Origin of the sequence: Lentzea sp. NEAU-D7 (assembly GCF_026242055.1) — a bacterium.
Lineage (GTDB): Bacteria > Actinomycetota > Actinomycetes > Mycobacteriales > Pseudonocardiaceae > Lentzea.
This window is the reverse complement of record NZ_JAPJDL010000006.1, coordinates 39,213-58,434: the sequence shown is the minus strand read 5'-3', so window position 1 is coordinate 58,434 and position 19,222 is coordinate 39,213. Positions and strand designations below refer to the sequence as shown.

General features: G+C 68.9%; 17 protein-coding genes. 15 read left to right on the top strand and 2 right to left on the bottom strand.

The annotated features are described in order from the left end of the window. Positions 1 to 12: 12 nt before the first annotated feature. The 9 genes from ORI60_RS14425 to ORI60_RS14385 all read left to right on the top strand — a co-directional run bounded on the left by ORI60_RS14425 (position 13) and on the right by ORI60_RS14385 (position 12,178). Complete coding sequence (locus ORI60_RS14425) at positions 13 to 309, top strand: PE domain-containing protein (RefSeq protein ID WP_266037711.1); 297 nt, start codon at positions 13 to 15, stop codon at positions 307 to 309. A 13-nt stretch (positions 310 to 322) separates the two neighbouring features. Next, positions 323 to 676, top strand: coding sequence for a hypothetical protein (locus tag ORI60_RS14420; RefSeq protein WP_266037709.1), 354 nt, complete (start codon positions 323 to 325; stop codon positions 674 to 676). A gap of 1 nt (position 677) precedes the next feature. Then, on the top strand, positions 678 to 1,376 hold the full coding sequence (locus tag ORI60_RS14415) for an ESX secretion-associated protein EspG (protein WP_266037707.1): 699 nt from the start codon (positions 678 to 680) through the stop codon (positions 1,374 to 1,376). Between the two features lie 43 nt (positions 1,377 to 1,419). Beyond that, positions 1,420 to 1,842 (top strand): hypothetical protein, encoded by a 423-nt coding sequence (locus ORI60_RS14410; protein WP_266037706.1) that lies wholly within the window; start codon positions 1,420 to 1,422, stop codon positions 1,840 to 1,842. Positions 1,843 to 1,893: 51 nt separating this feature from the next. Further along, entirely contained in the window at positions 1,894 to 3,402 is a 1,509-nt protein-coding gene (locus ORI60_RS14405) for an alkaline phosphatase D family protein (protein ID WP_266037705.1), read from the top strand. 21 nt (positions 3,403 to 3,423) lie between these two features. Continuing rightward, complete coding sequence (locus tag ORI60_RS14400) at positions 3,424 to 4,668, top strand: hypothetical protein (protein ID WP_266037704.1); 1,245 nt, start codon at positions 3,424 to 3,426, stop codon at positions 4,666 to 4,668. A 94-nt stretch (positions 4,669 to 4,762) separates the two neighbouring features. Further along, a complete protein-coding gene (gene pulA, locus ORI60_RS14395; protein ID WP_266037703.1) occupies positions 4,763 to 10,162 on the top strand; it encodes a pullulanase-type alpha-1,6-glucosidase in 5,400 nt (1,799 codons plus the stop codon). Between the two features lie 50 nt (positions 10,163 to 10,212). Next, the gene (locus ORI60_RS14390; RefSeq protein WP_266037701.1) at positions 10,213 to 10,695 is read left to right on the top strand and encodes a MarR family winged helix-turn-helix transcriptional regulator; all 483 of its coding nucleotides are present in this window, start codon (positions 10,213 to 10,215) and stop codon (positions 10,693 to 10,695) included. Positions 10,696 to 10,735: 40 nt separating this feature from the next. Further along, the gene (locus ORI60_RS14385; protein WP_266037700.1) at positions 10,736 to 12,178 is read left to right on the top strand and encodes a DHA2 family efflux MFS transporter permease subunit; all 1,443 of its coding nucleotides are present in this window, start codon (positions 10,736 to 10,738) and stop codon (positions 12,176 to 12,178) included. Here ORI60_RS14385 and ORI60_RS14380 read toward each other — a convergent pair. Further along, on the bottom strand, positions 12,175 to 12,792 hold the full coding sequence (locus ORI60_RS14380) for a hypothetical protein (protein ID WP_266037699.1): 618 nt from the start codon (positions 12,790 to 12,792) through the stop codon (positions 12,175 to 12,177). The genes ORI60_RS14385 and ORI60_RS14380 overlap by 4 nt on opposite strands. A gap of 97 nt (positions 12,793 to 12,889) precedes the next feature. On the opposite strand from ORI60_RS14380, the gene ndk reads away from it, so the two are divergent. Then, entirely contained in the window at positions 12,890 to 13,300 is a 411-nt protein-coding gene (ndk, locus tag ORI60_RS14375) for a nucleoside-diphosphate kinase (RefSeq protein ID WP_266037698.1), read from the top strand. A gap of 289 nt (positions 13,301 to 13,589) precedes the next feature. On the opposite strand, the gene ORI60_RS14370 is transcribed toward ndk, so the two are convergent. Continuing rightward, positions 13,590 to 14,171 carry a GNAT family N-acetyltransferase gene (locus ORI60_RS14370; RefSeq protein WP_266037697.1) on the bottom strand — a complete coding sequence of 194 codons (582 nt, stop codon included), beginning with the start codon at positions 14,169 to 14,171 and terminating at the stop codon, positions 13,590 to 13,592. A 56-nt stretch (positions 14,172 to 14,227) separates the two neighbouring features. Between ORI60_RS14370 and ORI60_RS14365 the strand changes: the two genes are divergently transcribed. Genes ORI60_RS14365 through ORI60_RS14345 form a run of 5 tightly spaced genes read left to right on the top strand, consistent with a single transcriptional unit; the run spans position 14,228 to position 19,208 of the window. Next, positions 14,228 to 15,142, top strand: a complete 915-nt coding sequence (locus tag ORI60_RS14365; RefSeq protein WP_266037696.1) for an ABC transporter ATP-binding protein — start codon at positions 14,228 to 14,230, stop codon at positions 15,140 to 15,142. Then, positions 15,142 to 15,915 carry an ABC transporter permease gene (locus tag ORI60_RS14360; RefSeq protein ID WP_266037695.1) on the top strand — a complete coding sequence of 258 codons (774 nt, stop codon included), beginning with the start codon at positions 15,142 to 15,144 and terminating at the stop codon, positions 15,913 to 15,915. Before ORI60_RS14365 ends, ORI60_RS14360 begins: the two co-directional genes overlap by 1 nt. A gap of 1 nt (position 15,916) precedes the next feature. Further along, entirely contained in the window at positions 15,917 to 16,762 is an 846-nt protein-coding gene (locus ORI60_RS14355; protein WP_266037694.1) for an ABC transporter permease, read from the top strand. A gap of 44 nt (positions 16,763 to 16,806) precedes the next feature. After that, positions 16,807 to 18,768 carry a TIGR03960 family B12-binding radical SAM protein gene (locus ORI60_RS14350; RefSeq protein WP_266037692.1) on the top strand — a complete coding sequence of 654 codons (1,962 nt, stop codon included), beginning with the start codon at positions 16,807 to 16,809 and terminating at the stop codon, positions 18,766 to 18,768. Continuing rightward, on the top strand, positions 18,765 to 19,208 hold the full coding sequence (locus ORI60_RS14345; protein ID WP_266037691.1) for a hypothetical protein: 444 nt from the start codon (positions 18,765 to 18,767) through the stop codon (positions 19,206 to 19,208). Before ORI60_RS14350 ends, ORI60_RS14345 begins: the two co-directional genes overlap by 4 nt. The last annotated feature ends 14 nt before the right edge of the window (positions 19,209 to 19,222 follow it).

Sequence of the window (19,222 nt, the reverse complement as noted above, 5' to 3'; positions counted from 1 at the left end):
GAGGGCCTGGGGATGAGCGGGACCAAGGTCGATCTGGAGACACTGCGCGCGGCCATCAAGGAGTACGAGTCGATCAAGGAAGACCTCGTGGTCGCTCAACTCAACGGCGAGGTTCTGACGACCATCCAGGGCGCCGGCCGGGACGCCCCGAGCCAGGTCTACGCGAACTGGGCGAACGCCGCGGCCAAGGGACACCAGCTGTCCAACGACCAGCTGCAGCGGACACTGACCACCCGGATCGAGAACCTGAAGGCGACGCTGCGCCAGTACGAAGAGACCGAGCAGGGCAACCGGGACAACCTCAAGTAGAAGGACTGAGCTGTTGCGCATCCGAACCATCGCCGCAGGAGCCGCAGCACTCGCACTGCTGGCCGGCTGCGGCGACAGCGGCGGCACGCCGGCCGGTGGCACGGCGGCCCAGCAGCCAGGTGGCAAGGCCGGGGTGTTCGGCGTGATGGGCGAGACCGGCCAGAACACGGGGGCTCGCGGCGGTGCCGCAGGCGCACCAGGACGTGCCGGTGCGGCAGGAATGGCCGGGATGGGCGCTCAAGGGCAGAAGGGTCGGGGAGAGGACGACCTGGAGCACAAGTCCGCCGACTACCTCGTCACCGAGGAGAACACGAACGAGCTCATCGGCGACATGCCGATGGTCGCACCGCCGACGATCGGGGGCTGACGTGCTGCGCTCGTCGATCCAACTGTCCGACCTCGCCTTCGGCGTGCTGTGGAAGCAGGAGAAGCTGGGGCAGCACCACCCCGCGCTCTCCGTCGACTCGCCCGGTGAGACCGAGGACGAACGCGCGCTCATCGAGCGCGACGTCATCGGTGAGCTGCGCCGGGTCGGGCTCGACCACCCGGACGTCCGGGGCACGCTGCACCTGATCGCCAAGGCGGAGCACGACTACTCGGCCTGGATCGCGGTCACGCCGAACGAGACCAGGCCCGTGGTGGTCGCGGCGAACGCGCAGCACGGTGTGCTCGCCCTGCACGACAAGGGCTTCGTGCAGCTGCACCCGATCCGGCCGGAGAACGCGCCGGAGGTCCTCGCGATGCAGCTGCCGGACGTCCCGGCGGGCCGCGGCGCGTCGATCAACGTGCACGAGACCGAGATCAACCTGCACCAGCCCGGCAAGGCGTCGCCGTCGATCTCGCTGCGCCAGCTGCTCGCCCAGCCCCGCAACGGCACGGCGAAGCTCTACGCGGCGACGCACAACGGTGAGGAAAGGCAGCGCGCCAAGACCTTCCTCACCACCATCGACTTCGAGGACGGCCGCTGGCTCGTGGTCAAGTACACCGACCAGAACCAGCAGACGTGGGTGCACGCCACCCCGGCGTCGCGCCAGATCATCACCGACTGGCTCAAGCGCCTCACATGACGGATTTACCGTCGTATAACCGGACTGCGCCAGCGTCGTGGCTGTGAGAAAGCCATTCGCCATCGCCGCCGCACTGGCCGCGACGCTGCTGTCCGCCGGTGTCGGCACCGCCCACGCCGAGACCGTCCCCGGTTGTGCCTCCGCCAAGCAGATCGGCGGCACGGGGTACGTGAAGTACCAGGGCGCGACCATCGCGTCGGTCAAGCAGTTCGCCGGGTGCGGCAAGAACTTCGCCTACACCTGGGTCTGGGACTCCTACGCCAAGAACCACACTTACCGCGTCTCGAACTGGATCGCGGTGATCGACGGCAACGAGGAGTACCCCGGCGGCGACACCCGCAGCGGTGCGAAGCAGGAGCTGTGGGGTGCCGGGGCGACGACGCTCGACAAGTGCACCCGCGCGGTCTCCAGCGTGACGGTGCCGGGCGGCGGCTACGTCTCGGGCTGGACCGACCTGCGCTGCTGAAGTTCACCTCGGGTTTCAGAGCCGGCCAGAACCGGCGACTAGAAACCGCGCATGACCTTCGACCGTCGTACGTTGTTCAAGGCAGGCGCACTCGGTACGGCCGCGGCGCTGGTGCCCTCGGGCATCAGCCTCGCGAAGTCCGACCGCCCGATCCTCACCCACGGCGTGCAGTCCGGTGACGTCACCTGGGACGGCGGCATCGTGTGGACGCGCGCGGACCGCCCCTCGCGGATGCTCGTCGAGGTGTCCCACGACCCGGAGTTCCGCCACTCGCGCCGCCTCCGCGGTCCGCTGCTCACCCCCGAGACGGGTGGCACCGGGCAGGTCAGGGTGTCGAACCTGCTGCCCGGCCGCCCCGCCCACTACCGCGTCACGGCCGAGGACCTGCACGGGCGCACCTGCAGCGCGCCCGTCACGGGCAGCTTCACCACCGCCCCGCTCGGCCGCGACGACGTGCGGTTCGTGTGGTCCGGTGACGTCGCGGGCCAGGGCTGGGGCATCAACCCGGACATCGGCGGCATGCCGATCTTCAAGGCGATGGCGGACCGCAGGCCGGACTTCTTCATCCACAGCGGTGACAGCGTCTACTCCGACGGTCCGATGCAGGAGAGCGTGACGCTCCCGGACGGCCGGATCTGGCGCAACGTCGTCACGCCGGAGAAGTCCAAGGTGGCCGAGACCCTCGACGAGTACCGCGGCCAGTTCGCCTACAACCTCCTCGACGACAACGTGAAGCGCTTCGCCTCCCAGGTGCCGGTCTTCGCGCAGTGGGACGACCACGAGGTCACGAACAACTGGTATCCGGGCGAGATCCTCACCAGCCCGCTCTACACCGAGAAGCGCGTGGACGTGTTGGCGCAGCGCGCTTTCCAGGCGTTCCACGAGTGGATGCCGATCGACCGGACGCGCGCGGTCGACGGCCGCGTCTACCGGAAGTTCTCCTACGGCCGCAACGTCGAGATCTTCGTGCTCGACATGCGCACCTACAAAGACAGGAACACCTCGCCCAAGGACCAGCCCGGCGTGGTCCTCGGCGCCCGGCAGGCGAAGTGGCTCGTCGACGGGCTCAGCCGCAGCACCGCCACGTGGAAGATCATCGCGGCGGACCTCCCGATCGGCCTGACCGTGCCGGACGGCACCGACATCGAGGGTGTCGCCAACGGCCTGCCGGGCGCGCCCAACGGCCGCGAGCACGAGATCGCGTGGGTGCTCAGGGAACTCAAGCGCCGCCACGTCAAGAACACCGTGTGGCTCACGGCGGACGTCCACTACACGGCCGCGCACCACTACTCGCCCGACCGCGCGGCCGTGGCCGACTTCGACCCGTTCTGGGAGTTCGTGTCCGGCCCGCTGCACGCCGGTGCGTTCGGCCCGAACGCGCTCGACCCGACCTTCGGCCCGCAGGCCGTGTTCGTGCACGCGCCGCCCGCCGCCAACACCACGCCGCTGGACGGGTTCCAGCACTTCGGCGAGGTCAAGGCGTCGCGGCACGAGCTCACGGTGTGGCTGCGCGACGCGACCGGCGCCTCCCTCTGGTCCAAAACGCTCAGGGCCGCCTGACGGGAGTCGTAGGGTCGGTGGGTGCCCATCTCGTTCGACACCACCGGCTTCCGTCAGCTCGACCAGAACACCTGGCAGCACCCCAGCGGTGACCAGGCCGAACTGGCCTACCACGGCCTGGTCCCCGACCTGCCCGCCGGGCTGGACGACCTGCCGAGGCTCAGGCACGACCTCGCTTTGATCCACGGCGAGACCGGCTGCCTGATCGAGGCGCACGTCGTCCAGCTCGGAGGGGCTCCGGCGCTGCTGCGGATCGTCAAGATGCCGCTGCCGAACCAGCCGAACGGGCAGGTGTTCGTCGCCTCTTTCACCATCCCCAAGGAGAGCTGCAGCGCCGTGTTGCAGCTAGGTGCGGCGGAACGCGGCATGACGGGCGCGCGGGAGGCGATCCTCGCGGCCGAGATCGGGTTCCAGAACTGGGTCAGGCCGCACCCCTACGCACCCGAGCTGGAGGGTGTGCTGCCGTTCCACGCGGGCGACGATCCCCGGCACGACCCCAGGTTCCCCGATCACCCGTTGACGCGCGTGCGGGCGTGGGCACATCACGTCGTCCGCACGGCACGGGTCGATCCGGGGTTCGCCTCGCTGCCGCCGTTCCGGGCCCAGGTGCCGCCACCGCCGGCCGAACCGGGCCAGACCCTCGTCACGGCGCTGCCGAGCCTGCCGGTCAAGGGTTTCATCGGCCTGCAGATCGGCGAGCGGACGACGTACTGGCGGACCACCGACCCGAAGCTGGGGGAGATGCTCGGCCGCGGGCTGATGGGCCGCTCGCCGCTCGCCGAGACCAGGTTCCGCGACATGCTCCTCATCGACGTCGAGACCGGCGAAGCGATGATTCCCGACCGCTTCACCACCAACGGCCAGATGACCGCGCACGGCACGCGCCTGGAGCAGGTCACACTGCCCGAGGCCGACGCGGCGCTCTCCGACGACGACGTGATGAACGCCTTCAAGTGGGCCGGCCGGATGGCGGGAGTGGCGGCGGAACGCGGTGAGTTCCTGTCTCTGGAACCGATCGAGAACCAGGGTGAGCAGGCCGATCCGCACATCCTGCTGGCCGTGCAGCCGCACGACGGCCGGCAGATGGTCATCGCCCAGTTCTCGCCGCCACCGACCGAGGGACCGCTGGCGGGGTCACCGAGCCGCAGCGCGCCCGCGACACCGGAGTCCGTCGAGGGCATCGGCGTGATAGCCGGGCTCGCGGTCAACGAGTGGCGCTCACATCCGCTGCGGATGGCGATCACCTACCGACGTCCGGCAGGCTGATCGCAAACATTTGCAACGCCCGACGTATTGTTTCCCGCTGTTTGTCGTGGTTTCGTGCAGCAACCCTGCAAGAGTTTGCGACAAGGAGGTCGCGATGCGTCGGGTCGTCGCCGCGCTCGCTGCACTGGTTCTGCTACCCCTCACACCCGTTCAGGCCGTTGCCGCACCACCGCAACGCCTGGCCGTGGGGGAGGTGGTGGACATAGCGCCCGGTGTGCGCGACGGGGACGCGAGACTCGCGTTGCCGCCCAAGCGGGACGACCTGCGGGGCGAACGCTTCTACTTCGTGATGCCCGACCGGTTCGCGAACGGGGACCCGGGCAACGACCGGGGGCGTTCGAAGGCCGCCGAGCACGGCTTCGACCCCGCTGACAAGGGCTTCTACCACGGTGGCGACCTCAGGGGCCTGCGCCAGAAGCTCGACTACCTCGACGGCATGGGCATCACGGCGATCTGGATGACGCCGATGTTCCTGAACCGCTGGGTGCAGGGTGACTCGGCTGGCTACCACGGTTACTGGACGCTCGACTTCACCAAGCTGGACCCGCACTTCGGCACCACGCAGGAGATGCGGGACCTGATCCGCGACGCGCACCGGCGTGGCATCAAGGTCTTCTTCGACATCGTCGCGAACCACACCGCCGACGTGATCAAGTACGCGGAGAACAAGACCCAGTACGTCTCGACCGGTGCACAGCCGTACCTGGACGCCGACGGCAAGCCGTTCGACATCGCGGACTACGCGGGTCGCAAGGACTTCCCGAAGCTCGACGCCCAGAAGTCCTTCCCGTACACCCCGGTCAAGGACGGCCAGACGAAGTACCCGTTGTGGCTCAACGACTCCACGCTCTACCACAACCGCGGCGACTCGACGTTCTCCGGCGAGTCGAGCGAACAGGGCGACTTCTCCGGCCTCGACGACCTCATGACCGAGCACCCGCGCGTGGTCAACGGCATGAAGGACATCTTCACCAGCTGGATCGACACGCTCGACATCGACGGCTACCGCGTCGACACCGTCAAGCACGTCAACCTGGAGTTCTGGCAGGCCCTCGCGCCGCACGTCAAGCAGTACGCGAACCGCAAGGGCAAGAAGGACTTCTTCGTGTTCGGCGAGGTCTTCGACTCCTCGCCCGAGAACACCTCGAAGTACACGACCGACGGCAGGATGCAGGCGACGCTGGACTTCCCGTTCCAGAGCAGCGCGCTGAACTTCCTGTCCGGCAAGGGCGCGCAGCGGCTCGGCGAGGTGCTGCTCGACGACGACCGCTACACCGACGCCGACTCCAACGCGTCCTCGCTGCCCACGTTCCTCGGCAACCACGACATGGGCCGCATCGCCTGGAAGATCCGCAACGACCGCCCCGGCATCTCGGACGCCGAACTGCTGGAGCGGCTCAAGCTCGGCAACCAGCTGATGTACCTGTGGCGCGGCAACCCGGTCGTCTACTACGGCGACGAGCAGGGCTTCGCGGGCACGGGCGGCGACAAGCTGGCGCGTCAGGACATGTTCGCCTCGAAGACGCCGGAGTACGCGGCGGAGAAGCTGGTCGGCTCCGAGCGCACGGGTGCGGTGGACAACTTCAACACCGCGCACCCGTTGTACCAGCAGCTCAAGGCGCTGGCCGAGCAGGTCGACCGCGACCCCGTGTGGCGTGACGGCAACCAGGTGCTCCGCTACGCCGACGGCGACGTGTTCGCGTTCAGCCGCATCCTCGGCCGCGAGCACCTCGTCGTCGCGAACGCGGGCACCTCGGCCGCGACCGTGACCGTGCCGGTGTCCTCTCCGGGCTTCGAGAACGCGCAGGTCCAGAACGGCCGCGTCACGGTGACCGTGCCGGCGCTGTCCTCGGTGGTGCTCAAGGCGACCAGTGACGTCGTGAAGTCGAAGCCTGCGCCCGTGCTGGTCGCCCCGGCGGCCGGGACGGTGCTGGACGAGCGCGTCGAGCTCAGGGCGGACGGCATCAGCGCGCCCAACGCGGCCGCCACGTTCGCCGCCCGGGTCGAGGGCTCCCGCGACTGGACCGTGCTCGGCACCGATGACGCCGCTCCTTACCGCGTTTTCGCCGACCTGTCGGCACTTCCGGGTGCGGTGGCCGGCAAGCGCGTCGAGCTGCGCGTAGTGGCGAAGTCCGGCGAGATCGGCGCGGACGGCGCGTTCGTGTCGCTCGTCGCCGCGCCACCGCTCCCGGACCCCGGCGCGAAGAACCCCGACTGGCTGGTCGTGCACTACGCGCGGGACGACTACGACGGCTGGGGCCTGCACGCCTGGGGTGACGTCGAGACGCCGACCGAGTGGAACGCGCCGCTGCCGTTCGCGGGGGAGGACGCCTACGGGCGCTTCGCCTGGGTCAAGCTGAAGCCGGGTGCCAAGTCGGTCGGTCTCATCGCGCACAAGGGCGACGAGAAGGACACGTCGGTGGACCGGTTCGTCGACCCGAGCGTGACGCCCGAGGTGTGGCTGAAGCAGGGCGACCCGGTGGTGCACGCGTCCGAGCAGGCGGCCACGGGCAAGGCGGTCGTGCACTACGTCGGCGACGCGACCGGCGCTGTCGTCCGCGTCGCCGGACGAGGCGACGTGCCGTTCGTCAACGGCGTCGCGGAACTCCCGCCCACCACCGACTTCTCGGTCGTGCGCGGCACGACCGTGGAGGCGTCGGGCAAGTTCACGAGCGGTCACGCCTGGGTAGCCGGTGGCAAGGTGCACGCCACGAAGGCAGCGGCCGAGAACCGGGCGGTGATCCACTACAACCGCCCGGACGGCGACTACGCGGACTGGACGATGTACCACTGGACGGGGTCCGCCGAGCCGTCACCGGGCTGGAACCAGTCGCGGGTGCCGGACGGGCGTGACCAGTTCGGCGTCTACTGGTCGGTGCCGCTCGCCGCCGGTGCTGCAGGGCTGAGCTACATCATCCACCGCGGCGACGCCAAGGATCCTGGCCCCGACCAGTTCCTGGACCTGGGGCAGAAGGGCAACGAGGTGTGGCAGTTGCAGGGTGACGAGACCTACCTGCTGCCGCCCGACGCCGGTCCGGCCGCCGACGACGACCTGACCAAGGCCAAGGCGATCTGGATCTCGAAGGACAGGGTCGTCTGGGACGTGCCGTCGGTGCAGTCCGACGGCTACCGGCTGGAGCACGGCGAGCGGGTGCTGCGGCTGTCCCCCACGACCGAGGAGGTGCCCGCGCAGTTCCCGCACCTCAAGGGCAAGCCGGTGTTCGCCGTCCGCGGGTTCGCCGACGAGGCGTTGCGGGACAAGCTCTCCGCCGTGCACGTCGACGCGGGTGGCGCGATCCGGCACCGCACGGGTGTGCAGATCGCGGGCGTGCTGGACGACCGCTACGCCGCCACCGCGACGAAGCTGACGTTCGGGCCGACCTTCGACCGCGGTCGTGCGTCGGTCAGGTTGTGGGCGCCCACCGCTCGGAACGTCAAGCTGCGGCTGTTCGACCAGCCCTCCGGTGAGCCGAGGAAGGTCGTGCAGCTCCAGCGCGACGACGCCTCCGGCTCGTGGACCGGCACGGGTGACTGGAAGAACAAGTACTACCAGTTCGAGGTCACCAACTGGCAGCGCACGGTCGTCGTCACCGACCCGTACTCCGTCGCGCTGTCGGTGAACTCGACGCACTCGCAGTTCGCCGACCTGAGGGACAGCGCCTCGATGCCGCAAGGCTGGTCCCGCGACGTCGCGAAGGGCATGGGCGGCGCGATCACCGAGCTGCACGTGCGGGACTTCTCGATCAACGACCAGTCCGTCCCGGCGGCGGACCGCGGCACCTACAAGGCGTTCACGCACCGCGACTCGACGGGCATGAAGCACCTCAAGGCGCTGGCGGCGGCGGGCATGGACACCGTGCACCTGCTGCCGACGTTCGACATCGCGACGATCCCGGAGAAGCGCTCCGACCAGGCCACCCCGGCCTGCGACCTGCCTTCGCTGCCTGCGGACTCCGAGCAGCAGCAGGCCTGCGTCGGTGCCGTCGCGGCGAAGGACGGCTTCAACTGGGGTTACGACCCGTTCCACTACGACGTGCCCGAGGGCTCGTACGCCACGGCGGACGCGCAGAACGGGCAGGCGCGCTCGAAGCAGTACCGCGAGATGGTGAAGTCGTTGCACGACAACGGCAACCGCGTGGTGGTGGACGTCGTCTACAACCACACGGCCGCCTTCGGCGACGCACCGACGTCCGTGCTGGACAAGGTCGTGCCCGGCTACTACCAGCGGCTCAACCTCGACGGCTCGGTGGCGAACTCCACCTGCTGCGCGAACACGGCGACCGAGAACGCCATGATGGGCAAGCTCGTCGTGGACTCCGTGGTGCGCTGGGCGCGCAACTACAAGGTCGACGGGTTCCGGTTCGACCTGATGGGCCACCACCCGAAGGCGAACATCCTCGCGGTGCGGGCGGCACTGGACGCGCTGACCGTCGAGCGCGACGGCGTGGACGGCCGCAAGATCGGCGTGTACGGCGAGGGCTGGGACTTCGGCGAGGTCGCGGGCGACGCCCGCTTCGAGCAGGCCACCCAGGCGAACATGGCCGGGACGGGCATCGGCACGTTCAGCGACCGGCTGCGCGACGCCGTGCGCGGTGGCGGCCCGTTCGACGACGACCCGCGCGTGCAGGGCATCGGCTCCGGACTGGCGGGCGACGTGAACTCCTCTCCCGCCAACGGGAACGTGGCCGCGCGGCTGGAGAACTACAGCGACCTGGTGAAGCTCGGCATGGCCGGCAACATGGCGTCGTACCGGTTCCGGTCGACGGCCGGACCCGAGGTGGCGGGCAGGGACGTGCGGTACAACGGCTCACCCGCCGGGTACACCGGGCAGCCGCTGGAGGCGATCACGTACGTCGACGCGCACGACAACGAGACGTTGTTCGACGCGTTGGCCTACAAGCTCAAGCCCGAGACCTCGATGGCCGACCGCGTGAAGATGCAGACGGTCTCGCTGGCCCCGGCGTTGCTGGGGCAGGGGCGGCCGTTCGTGCACGCGGGCACCGAGTTCCTGCGTTCGAAGTCGTTGGACCGCAACAGCTACGACTCGGGCGACTGGTTCAACCCGTACGACCCGTCGTTGCGGGACAACGGTTTCGGGCGGGGCCTGCCGCCGAAGGCCGACAACGAGTCGAAGTGGCCGTACGCGAAGCCGTTGCTGGGCATGGCGAAGCCGTCGTCCGCGGACATGAGGGCCGCGCTGGACGCGACCTTGGAGCTGCTGCGGATCCGCCAGTCGTCGCCCCTGTTCTCGCTGGGGTCGGCCGACCTGGTGCAGCAGAAGGTGTCCTTCCCGGCCGCGGAGCCAGGCGTGATCGTCATGCACGTCGACGACACGGTGGGACCGGACGTCGACCCGGCTCGTCGCGGTCTGGTCGTGGTGATCAACCCGTACCCGACCGACCGGGCCGTCACGCTGCCCGCCGGTGACTGGAAGCCGCTGACCGGGGAGAAGAAGGCGGGAGCAGCACGCTCCGTGGTCGTGCTGGAGCAATAGTCCCGCTGACAAACAGTTTTGTTCCAGATCAGTTTGGTACCGTCGAGCTCATGGGCACGACGGGGTGTACTGACCTGATGATGCTGCTGCATCGGACGGGACACGCGCTGGAGACGGAGCTGACGGCGAGGCTCGCGGAGATCGGACTGACTCCGCGAGCCCGCTGCGTGCTGTCCACCGCGCTGGACGCGGATCTCACGCAGACCGAGATCGCCGACGTGATCAGCATCGACAAGACGACCATGGTCGTGACGATGGACGCGCTCGAGTCCGCCGGCCACGCCGAGCGCAGGCCGTCGCCGACGGACCGGCGCGCCCGCGTCGTGGTCGTGACCGAGCAGGGCCGCGCGATCGTGGCGAAGGCCGACGAGGTGTACCGGGACGTGGTCGGCAGCGTGCTGGGTTCGTTGCCAGCCGACGAACGGTCCGGCCTGGTCAACGGCCTGACGAGGCTGGTCGAGGGCCGTCTGAGCACTCCTGTGGCATGTGAGAAGCCGCCGCGCAAACGTGCGCTGCGTCATGCCGTTGGATAGAAGATAGTCCCGTACAAAACTATCTGTTACGGTTCCTCTTATGACTTCAGGGGGATCGAGAACCGACTCGCGCTGGCTGGCGCTGATCGTGCTGTGCGCAGGGATGTTGATGATCGTGCTGGACCAGACGATCGTGAACGTCGCGCTGCCCGCCATCGCGGAAGACCTCGAGTTCAGCCAGGCGGGACTCGCCTGGGTCGTGAACGCGTACCTGATCGCCTACGGCGGTCTGCTCCTGCTCGCGGGTCGTCTGGGCGACCTGATCGGGCACAAGAAGGTGTTTCTGATCGGCCTGGGGGTCTTCACGGTGGCGTCGCTGCTGTGCGGGCTCTCGTTCAGCTCCGAAATGCTGATCATTTCGAGGTTCGTGCAGGGTGCGGGCGGTGCGCTCGCCACGTCCGTGACGCTGGGCATGGTCGTGACGATGTTCCCCGAGCCCAACGAGCAGAGGCGCGCCATCGGCGTGTTCAGCTTCGTCGCGGCGGCGGGCGCGTCTCTCGGCCTGTTGCTCGGCGGTGTGCTGACCGACGCCATGTCGTGGCACTGGATCTTCTTCGTGAACATCCCGATCGGCATCGTGGCCGCGGTGGCGGCCGTGCGCCTGGTGCCCGACTCGGTCGGCCTCGGCCTGCGCGAGGGCGCGGACGTCCTCGGCGCGCTGCTGATCGTCGCCGCCGTGATGCTCGGCGTCTACACGATCGTCAAGGCGGAGCACCACGGCTTCAACTCCGCGCACACGCTGGGGCTGGGCGCCGTCGCGCTGGCGTTGCTGGCGGGGTTCGTGCAACGCCAGCGGACCGCCGCGAAGCCGTTGCTGCCGCTGCGGGTGTTCAAGTCCCGCAACGTGACCGGCGCGAACCTGGTGCAGATCTCCATGGTCGCCGGCATGTTCGGCCTGTTCTTCCTCGGCACGCTGTACATGCAGCTCGTGCTGCAGTACACGCCGTTGCAGATCGGCCTGGCGTTCATGCCAGTCGCTGGCGCGATCGCGGTGTTCTCGGTGTCGCTGTCGGCACGCCTGAACACCCGCTTCGGCGAACGCAACATGCTGATCGTGGGCCTGCTGTTCATGCTGGCCGGCATGGTGGTGTTCACGCAGGTGCCGGTCGACGGCTCGTACGTCGCGCACATCCTGCCCGCCGTGGCACCGCTGGGCATCGGGCTGGGCCTGTCGTTCCCGGCCCTGATGACGCTCGCGATGTCCGGCGCCGCGCACGGCGAGGCGGGCCTGGCGTCCGGTCTCGTGAACACGACCGCGCAGGTCGGTGGCGCCCTGGGACTGGCCGTGCTGGCCACGACCTCGACCACCTACACGTCGTCGCTGCTCGCCTCGGGCGTCGACCGCCTGGAAGCCCTGACCTCGGGCTTCCACCTGGCGTTCTGGATCTCGGCGGCGCTCGTGTCGGTGGCGCTCGGGCTGGCGGTGTTCGTGCTGCGGCAGGTCACCGTCGACCGCGAGGCCCAGCCCGTGCTGGTGCACTAGTGATCGGCTAGCTCCACGCGCTTCAGGACGTCCTCGGTGCGGAGGATCGTGAACTCGCGGTCCTTCGCCTTGAGCACCTTGAGGAACCCCGGGCTCGTCTCGAACACGTAGACCTCCTCGAGGTCGTTGATCTTCTCCTTGGGCACCCACGGCGTGCTGACGACGGCGGCCACCGCGAGCGCGGAACCGGCCAGCAGCCAGGCGAACCACTTGAGCAGCCACCGCGCGTTGCGAATGGCCAGCACCATGGCCGCACCGATCGCGACGGCGCCGGCGGAGATCCACCAACGGTGGTACGTCAGCGTGTGGGACACCATCAGCGCGACGAGCACGATCAACGTGAGGAGCGCCGTCGTGCTCGCGCGTTCCGGATCCTTGCGGGTGCGCAGGTAGAAGAAGAACGTCGCCGGGGTGACGATCATCAGCAGCACCGTGCTGATGCGGTCGTCGGCCATGAACGTGCCGAGGAACAGACCGGGCGCGTCGTCCAGTTCCAGCGTGTGGAGCAGGGCGAACGCGGTGTGCCAGTCGTAGTGGGACACCGCGAGGAGACGGAGCAGGACGAACAGGACGGCGGCGCCGGTCAGAGCTGATCCGGTGTGCTGTGAACTCACGCGCAGAACTATGACGTATCCCGGGTCACAGCCCTCCCGACGTGCGCGGCTACCCTGTTCGCACATCCCGTACCTGTTTTCGAGGAGTCACACCGTCGTGTCCGAGCGCACCCTGGTTCTCGTTAAGCCCGATGGCGTTGCCCGTGGTCTCGTTGGCGAGGTGATCGCCCGCATCGAGCGCAAGGGCCTCAAGCTCGCCGCCCTGGAGCTGCGCACCGCCGACCGCGCCACCGCCGAGCAGCACTACGCGGAGCACGACGGCAAGTCGTTCTACAACGACCTCGTCGACTTCATCACCGGCGGACCGCTGGTCGCGCTCGTGGTGGAGGGTGTCCGCGCGGTGCCGGCCTTCCGCCAGCTCGCCGGTGGGACCGACCCCGTCGAGAAGGCCACGCCCGGCACCATCCGCGGCGACTTCGGCACCGAGGTCCAGTTCAACCTGGTGCACGGTTCCGACTCGGCCGAGTCCGCCGAGCGCGAGATCAAGATCTGGTTCCCGAACCTCTGAGGTTTCTCGGGTTCTGTCGGGGGGCGTGCCGGGGGTTACGGCCGGCCCCCGGTGTTGTTGGGGGGGGTTGGGGGGGGGGGGGGGGGGGGGGGGGGGGGGGCCGCCCCCCCCCCCCCCCCCCCCCGCCAATCTGATCCAAAGCCGGGTCCACGCCGCACGCGGGTAGATGGCACGCCTGTTGCGTTGGGCGGAGGCGCGTTGCGTAGAGGGGCGCACCCGGAGCCTTTGGTAAGGACGGCTCGCCTTCGGCTTCGCGTTCGATCAGGCGCTCGTCAATGTCTTGCGGGGATCAGCCGCGTCGAGGGCTGCTGCCCAGACCGCCCGGCTTGTCGCCGTTCAACGTCGTCCCCTCCGGGTAGCCGAGCGGCAGGTACATCCACACGTCGTCCCACCGCTCGGTGCCCACGGCGATCGCGTTCGGCATCCGCCCGCACTCCCGGAACCCGATGCGTTCGTACAGTTCGATGGCTCCGTGGTTGTTGCCCCGCACACCGAGCATGACGATCTCGATGCCCGCCGCGCGGGCGTTCTCGACGAGACCCTCGACCACGAGCTTGCCCAGGCCGAGCCCGCGGGCGGACGGGTGGGCCATGATCTGCTGCACCTCGGCCCGGTGCTGGAACACGGCCGTGGAACCGCGCCGCCACAAGCCCACCGCGCGCACGACACCGTCCACGACGGCCGTGCAGAAGGCCGCGTCGCCGTCCCGCACCTGCTTCAGCACGGTGTCCAACCAGGACGAGATGCGGTCGTAGGTCGGCGGTTCGTGGTAGCCGACGGCTCCGCCCGCCGCCACCACGTCGTGCACGACGGCGTGGATCTCGGCGCGGAGGGTGTCGTCGGCTTCCGAGAGCCAGTGCAGTTCGGGCATGGCCCTGATCGTAATTGCGTCGAGAATTGTCAGACCTGTTCGTTAACGTCGGGCGGGTGGACAACCTCGTTGAGGCCAAGGCTCTGACCAAGCACTTCGGGTCGTTCGAGGCCGTGCGCGGCATCGACGTCGAGGTGCGGCGGGGGGAGGCGTTCGGGTTCCTCGGGCCCAACGGGGCCGGGAAGTCGTCGACGATGCGGATGATCTCGTGCGTGTCGGGGCGGACCGGTGGCGAGCTGAAGGTGCTCGGCATGGATCCGGGGACCGAGGGGCCCAAGATCCGGGCTCGGCTCGGGGTGGTTCCGCAGCTCGACAACCTGGACACGGAGCTGACGGTCCGGCAGAACCTGCAGATCTACGGGCGGTACTTCGGTATGTCGCGGCAGAGGTGCCGCGAGAAGGCCGAGGAGCTGCTCGAGTTCGCGCAGCTCGTGGATCGGGCCGACCACGAGGTCGAGCCGCTCAGCGGTGGCATGAAGCGGCGGCTCACGATCGCGCGGTCCCTCGTGAACGACCCGGAGCTGCTCCTGCTCGACGAGCCGACCACCGGGTTGGACCCGCAGGCGCGGCACCTGTTGTGGGACAGGCTGTTCCGGCTGAAGCAGGACGGCGTCACGCTCATCATCACCACCCACTACATGGACGAGGCCGAGCAGCTGTGCGACAGGCTCGTGGTGATGGACGGCGGGCGGATCGCGGCCGAGGGCTCGCCCAGTGAACTGATCAGCCGGTACTCCACCAGGGAGGTGCTGGAGCTGCGGTTCCGGCCCGGCGCGCAGAAGCCCGACCTGGAGCGGTTCGCCGAGCGGGTCGAGGTGCTGCCGGACCGGTTGCTGCTCTACACGCAGGACGGGGAGGCGACCCTCCAGAGAGTCCACGAGCAAGGGGTGCAGCCGGTGCAGAGCCTGGTGCGGCGCAGTTCGCTGGAGGACGTGTTCCTGCGGCTCACCGGCCGGACGTTGGTGGACTGATGCAGACGCTGAGGGCTTCCTGGTTCGCGTTCGAGAAGACCTGGACGTGGTACCGGCGCAACTGGCGCGCGACGGCGGTGTCGGGCTTCCTCACGCCGGTGCTGTTCCTCGTGGCGCTCGGTCTGGGGTTCGGGTCGCAGGTGCAGTCGACGGCGCTGATCGGCGGCGTGCCGTACCTGCAGTACCTCGCGCCCGCGTTGGTCGTGGTCACCGCCGTGCAGGGCGCCACGTTCGAGTCGACCTTCCCGGTCATGTCGCAGTTCATGTGGCAGAAGTCGTTCATCGCGATGGTGGCCACGCCGATCACGCCGGCGCAGGTGCTCTACTCGCAGATGATGTGGATCGGCTCGCAGCTGTTCCTGCGGGCCGTGGTGTTCGTGGGCATCGCCTTCGCACTCGGCGCGGCGGCCGGGCCGGGCATCCTGCTCGCGATTCCGGTCGCGGCACTGGCGGGGCTCGCCTTCGGCGCACCGCTGGTCGCCTACAGCGCGACCTTGGAGAAGCCGGAGGCGTTCAACAACATCTTCCGGTTCGTGCTCATGCCGATGACCTTGTTCACCGGTGCGTTCTTCCCGGTCAGCCAGCTGCCGGACTGGTTGCTGCCGGTCGTGTGGCTGACACCGGCGTGGCACGGCATCGAACTGGCGCGAGGCCTGACGTTCGGCACGTTGAACCTCTTACCAGCGTTGGGCCACATCGCGTACCTCGGTGCGTTGGTCGGCGTGGGCGTCGTGCTCGGGGTTCGTTTCTTCCACCGAAGGCTGGCGGTGTGACATGACGCAGACCCTCGATCGCGCCGGTCAGGCGAAGTCGGCCAGCGTCGGGCTGTTGTGGCGTGTGATTCCGCCGGGGCTCTACGGCGGCAAGGCGAGCATGCTCGTCGAACGGGCCGCCGTGGTGAACCGGCGTGCCTGGTTCGTGCTGGTCGGAGGGGCGTTCGAACCTCTGCTGTTCCTGTGGTCACTGGGCCTCGGGTTCGGGCAGATGGTGTCGGCGGTGGCCGGGCCCGACGGGCGGCCCATCAGCTACGCGGCGTTCGTGGCGCCGGCGCTGCTGGCGGCGAGCGCGATGAACGGGGCCGTGTACGACGCGACGTTCAACGTGTTCTTCAAGTTCAAGTACGTGAAGCTCTACGACGCGATGCTCACGACGCCGATGGGGCCGATGGACATCGCGATCGGTGAGATCGCCTGGGCGCTGCTCCGGGGTGGCCTGTACTCGGCCGGGTTCCTCGCGGTCATGCTCGGGATGGGGCTGATCTTCTCGCCGTGGGCTCTGCTCGCGTTGCCGGCGGCGCTGCTGGTGGCGTTCGCGTTCGCGGCGGTCGGCATGGCGGCGACGACGTTCATGAGGTCGTGGCAGGACTTCGACCTCGTGCAGCTCGCGGTGCTGCCGCTGTTCCTGTTCTCGACGACGTTCTACCCGCTGTCGGTCTACCCGGGCTGGCTGCAGGCGGTGGTCACGTGGACGCCGCTCTACCACGCCATCGAGCTGATGAGGGGTCTCACGCTGGGCGTTGTCGGCTGGGGCATGCTCGGCCACGTCGCGTACTTCGCGGTCCTCGCGGCCGCGGGAACGGTGGTGGCGGCACGGCGGTTGGGCAAGTTGTTGCTGGACTGAACCGCGATTCGGCCGCCGCCTGTGGGGGCCGTTACTCTGGTCGTGTGAGTGTCGAGTCTGTTTTCCCCAGGTTGGAGCCTCTGCTGCCGCGGATCTCCAAGCCGGTGCAGTACGTCGGCGGGGAGCTCAACGCGACCGTCAAGGACTGGGACGAGGCGTCCGTGCGCTGGGCGTTGATGTACCCCGACGCGTATGAGGTCGGCCTGCCCAACCAGGGCGTCATGATCCTCTACGAGATCCTCAACGAGCTGCCGGACGTGCTCGCCGAGCGCACGTACGCCGTGTGGCCGGACCTCGAGGCGCTCATGCGCGAGCACGACGTCCCGCAGTTCACGGTCGACGGGCACCGCCCGCTGAAGGCGTTCGACCTGATGGGCATCAGCTTCGCGACGGAGCTGGGCTACACGAACATGCTGACGGCGCTGGACCTCGCCGGCATCCCGCTGCACGCGGCGGACCGCACCGAGGCCGACCCGATCGTGGTCGCCGGTGGGCACGCGGCGTTCAACCCCGAGCCGATCGCGGACTTCGTGGACGCGGCGGTGCTGGGTGACGGCGAAGAGGCCGTCCTCGAGATCACCGAGATCGTCAAGAACTGGAAGGCCGAGGGCTCTCCCGGCGGCCGCGACGAGGTGCTGACGAGGCTCGCCGAGACCGGCGGCGTGTACATCCCGCGGTTCTACGACGTGGAGTACCTGCCGGACGGCCGCATCCAGCGCGTCGTGCCGAACCGCGACCGCGTCCCGTACCGAGTCTTCAAGCGCACCACGATGGACCTCGACGCGTGGCCGTACCCGAAGCAGCCGCTGGTGCCGCTCGCCGAGAGCGTCCACGAGCGGATGAGCGTCGAGATCTTCCGCGGCTGCACGCGCGGCTGCCGCTTCTGCCAGGCGGGCATGATCACCCGCCCGGTGCGCGAGCGGTCCATCGAGGGCATCGGCGCCATGGTCCAGAAGGGCCTGGAGGCGACCGGCTTCGAAGAGGTCGGCCTGCTGTCGCTGTCCAGTGCGGACCACAGCGAGATCGCCGAGATCACCAAGGGGCTCGCGGACCGCTACGAGGGCACGAACACGGGCCTGAGCCTGCCGAGCACCCGCGTCGACGCGTTCAACATCGATCTCGCGAACGAGCTGTCCCGCAACGGAAGGCGCTCGGGCCTGACCTTCGCGCCCGAGGGCGGCAGCGAGCGGATGCGCCGCGTCATCAACAAGATGGTGTCCGAAGAGGACCTCATCCGGACGGTGTCGGCCGCGTTCTCCAACGGCTGGCGGCAGGTGAAGCTCTACTTCATGTGCGGCCTCCCCACCGAGGAGGACGAGGACGTCCTGCAGATCGCGGAGATGGCGAAGAACGTCATCCGCGCGGGCCGGCAGGCGAGCGGCCGCAACGACGTCCGCTGCACCATCTCGATCGGCGGCTTCGTGCCCAAGCCGCACACGCCGTTCCAGTGGGCCCCGCAGTGCGACCCGGACGTCGTCGACGACCGCCTGCGCAAGCTGCGCGAAGCCGTCAACAGCGACCGAAGCCTCGGCCGCAACATCGGCATGCGCTACCACGACGGCAAGCCGAGCCTGATCGAAGGCCTGCTCAGCCGGGGTGACCGGCGCATCGGCAAGGTCATCGAGGCCGTGTGGCGCGACGGCGGCCGGTTCGACGGCTGGAGCGAGCACTTCTCCTACGACCGTTGGACCACCATGGCGGCGCGGGAGCTGGAACCGCTCGGCGTCGACCTCGCCTGGTACACCACCCGCGAGCGCGAGGAACTGGAGGTCCTGCCCTGGGACCACCTCGACTCGGGCCTCGACAAGGAATGGCTCTGGGCCGACTGGCAGGACGCGCTCGACGAGCGCGAGCAGGACGACTGCCGCTGGACCCCGTGTTTCGACTGCGGTGTCTGCCCGGCGATGGGCACGGACATCGAGGTCGGTCCCACGGGCCGCAAGCTGCTGCCGATCTCCCCGGTCGGCGTCGGCTCGCCGGTGAAGAACCCCACGCTCACGCCGTGAGCGACGCTGGCGTCGTCGACCAGGTGCTCGGCCTCGTCCGGTCCCACGAGGACTGGACGAAGGCCGGCCTGGCCGGCGCCGTGCAGCACCTGGACCTCGGTGGCGTCACGTCGAGCGTCGACGAGGTCGAGGGCACGATCGTCTGGGAGCTCACGTTCGAGCTGTGGGAACTGGACCTCGACGACGAGGAACACCACGACTACGAGCAGCTGGAAGCACTGGCCCGACCGCGGATGGACGCGTTGCGCGAGTTGTTCGAGCAACGTGCGGAGGGCTGGCTGCCGGGTGCGATCTCCGTCGCCGAGCTCGACGAGTGGTACCCGTACGGCTACGTCGCGGGCTGGCACACCGCGGCACGGTCAGTGCAGATCGGGTGCGCGGTCCATGACAACGGGTTGCCGCTGATGGTCCAGCTCAGGGCCTACGACGTCACCGCGTGACGGCTGCCGGCGTC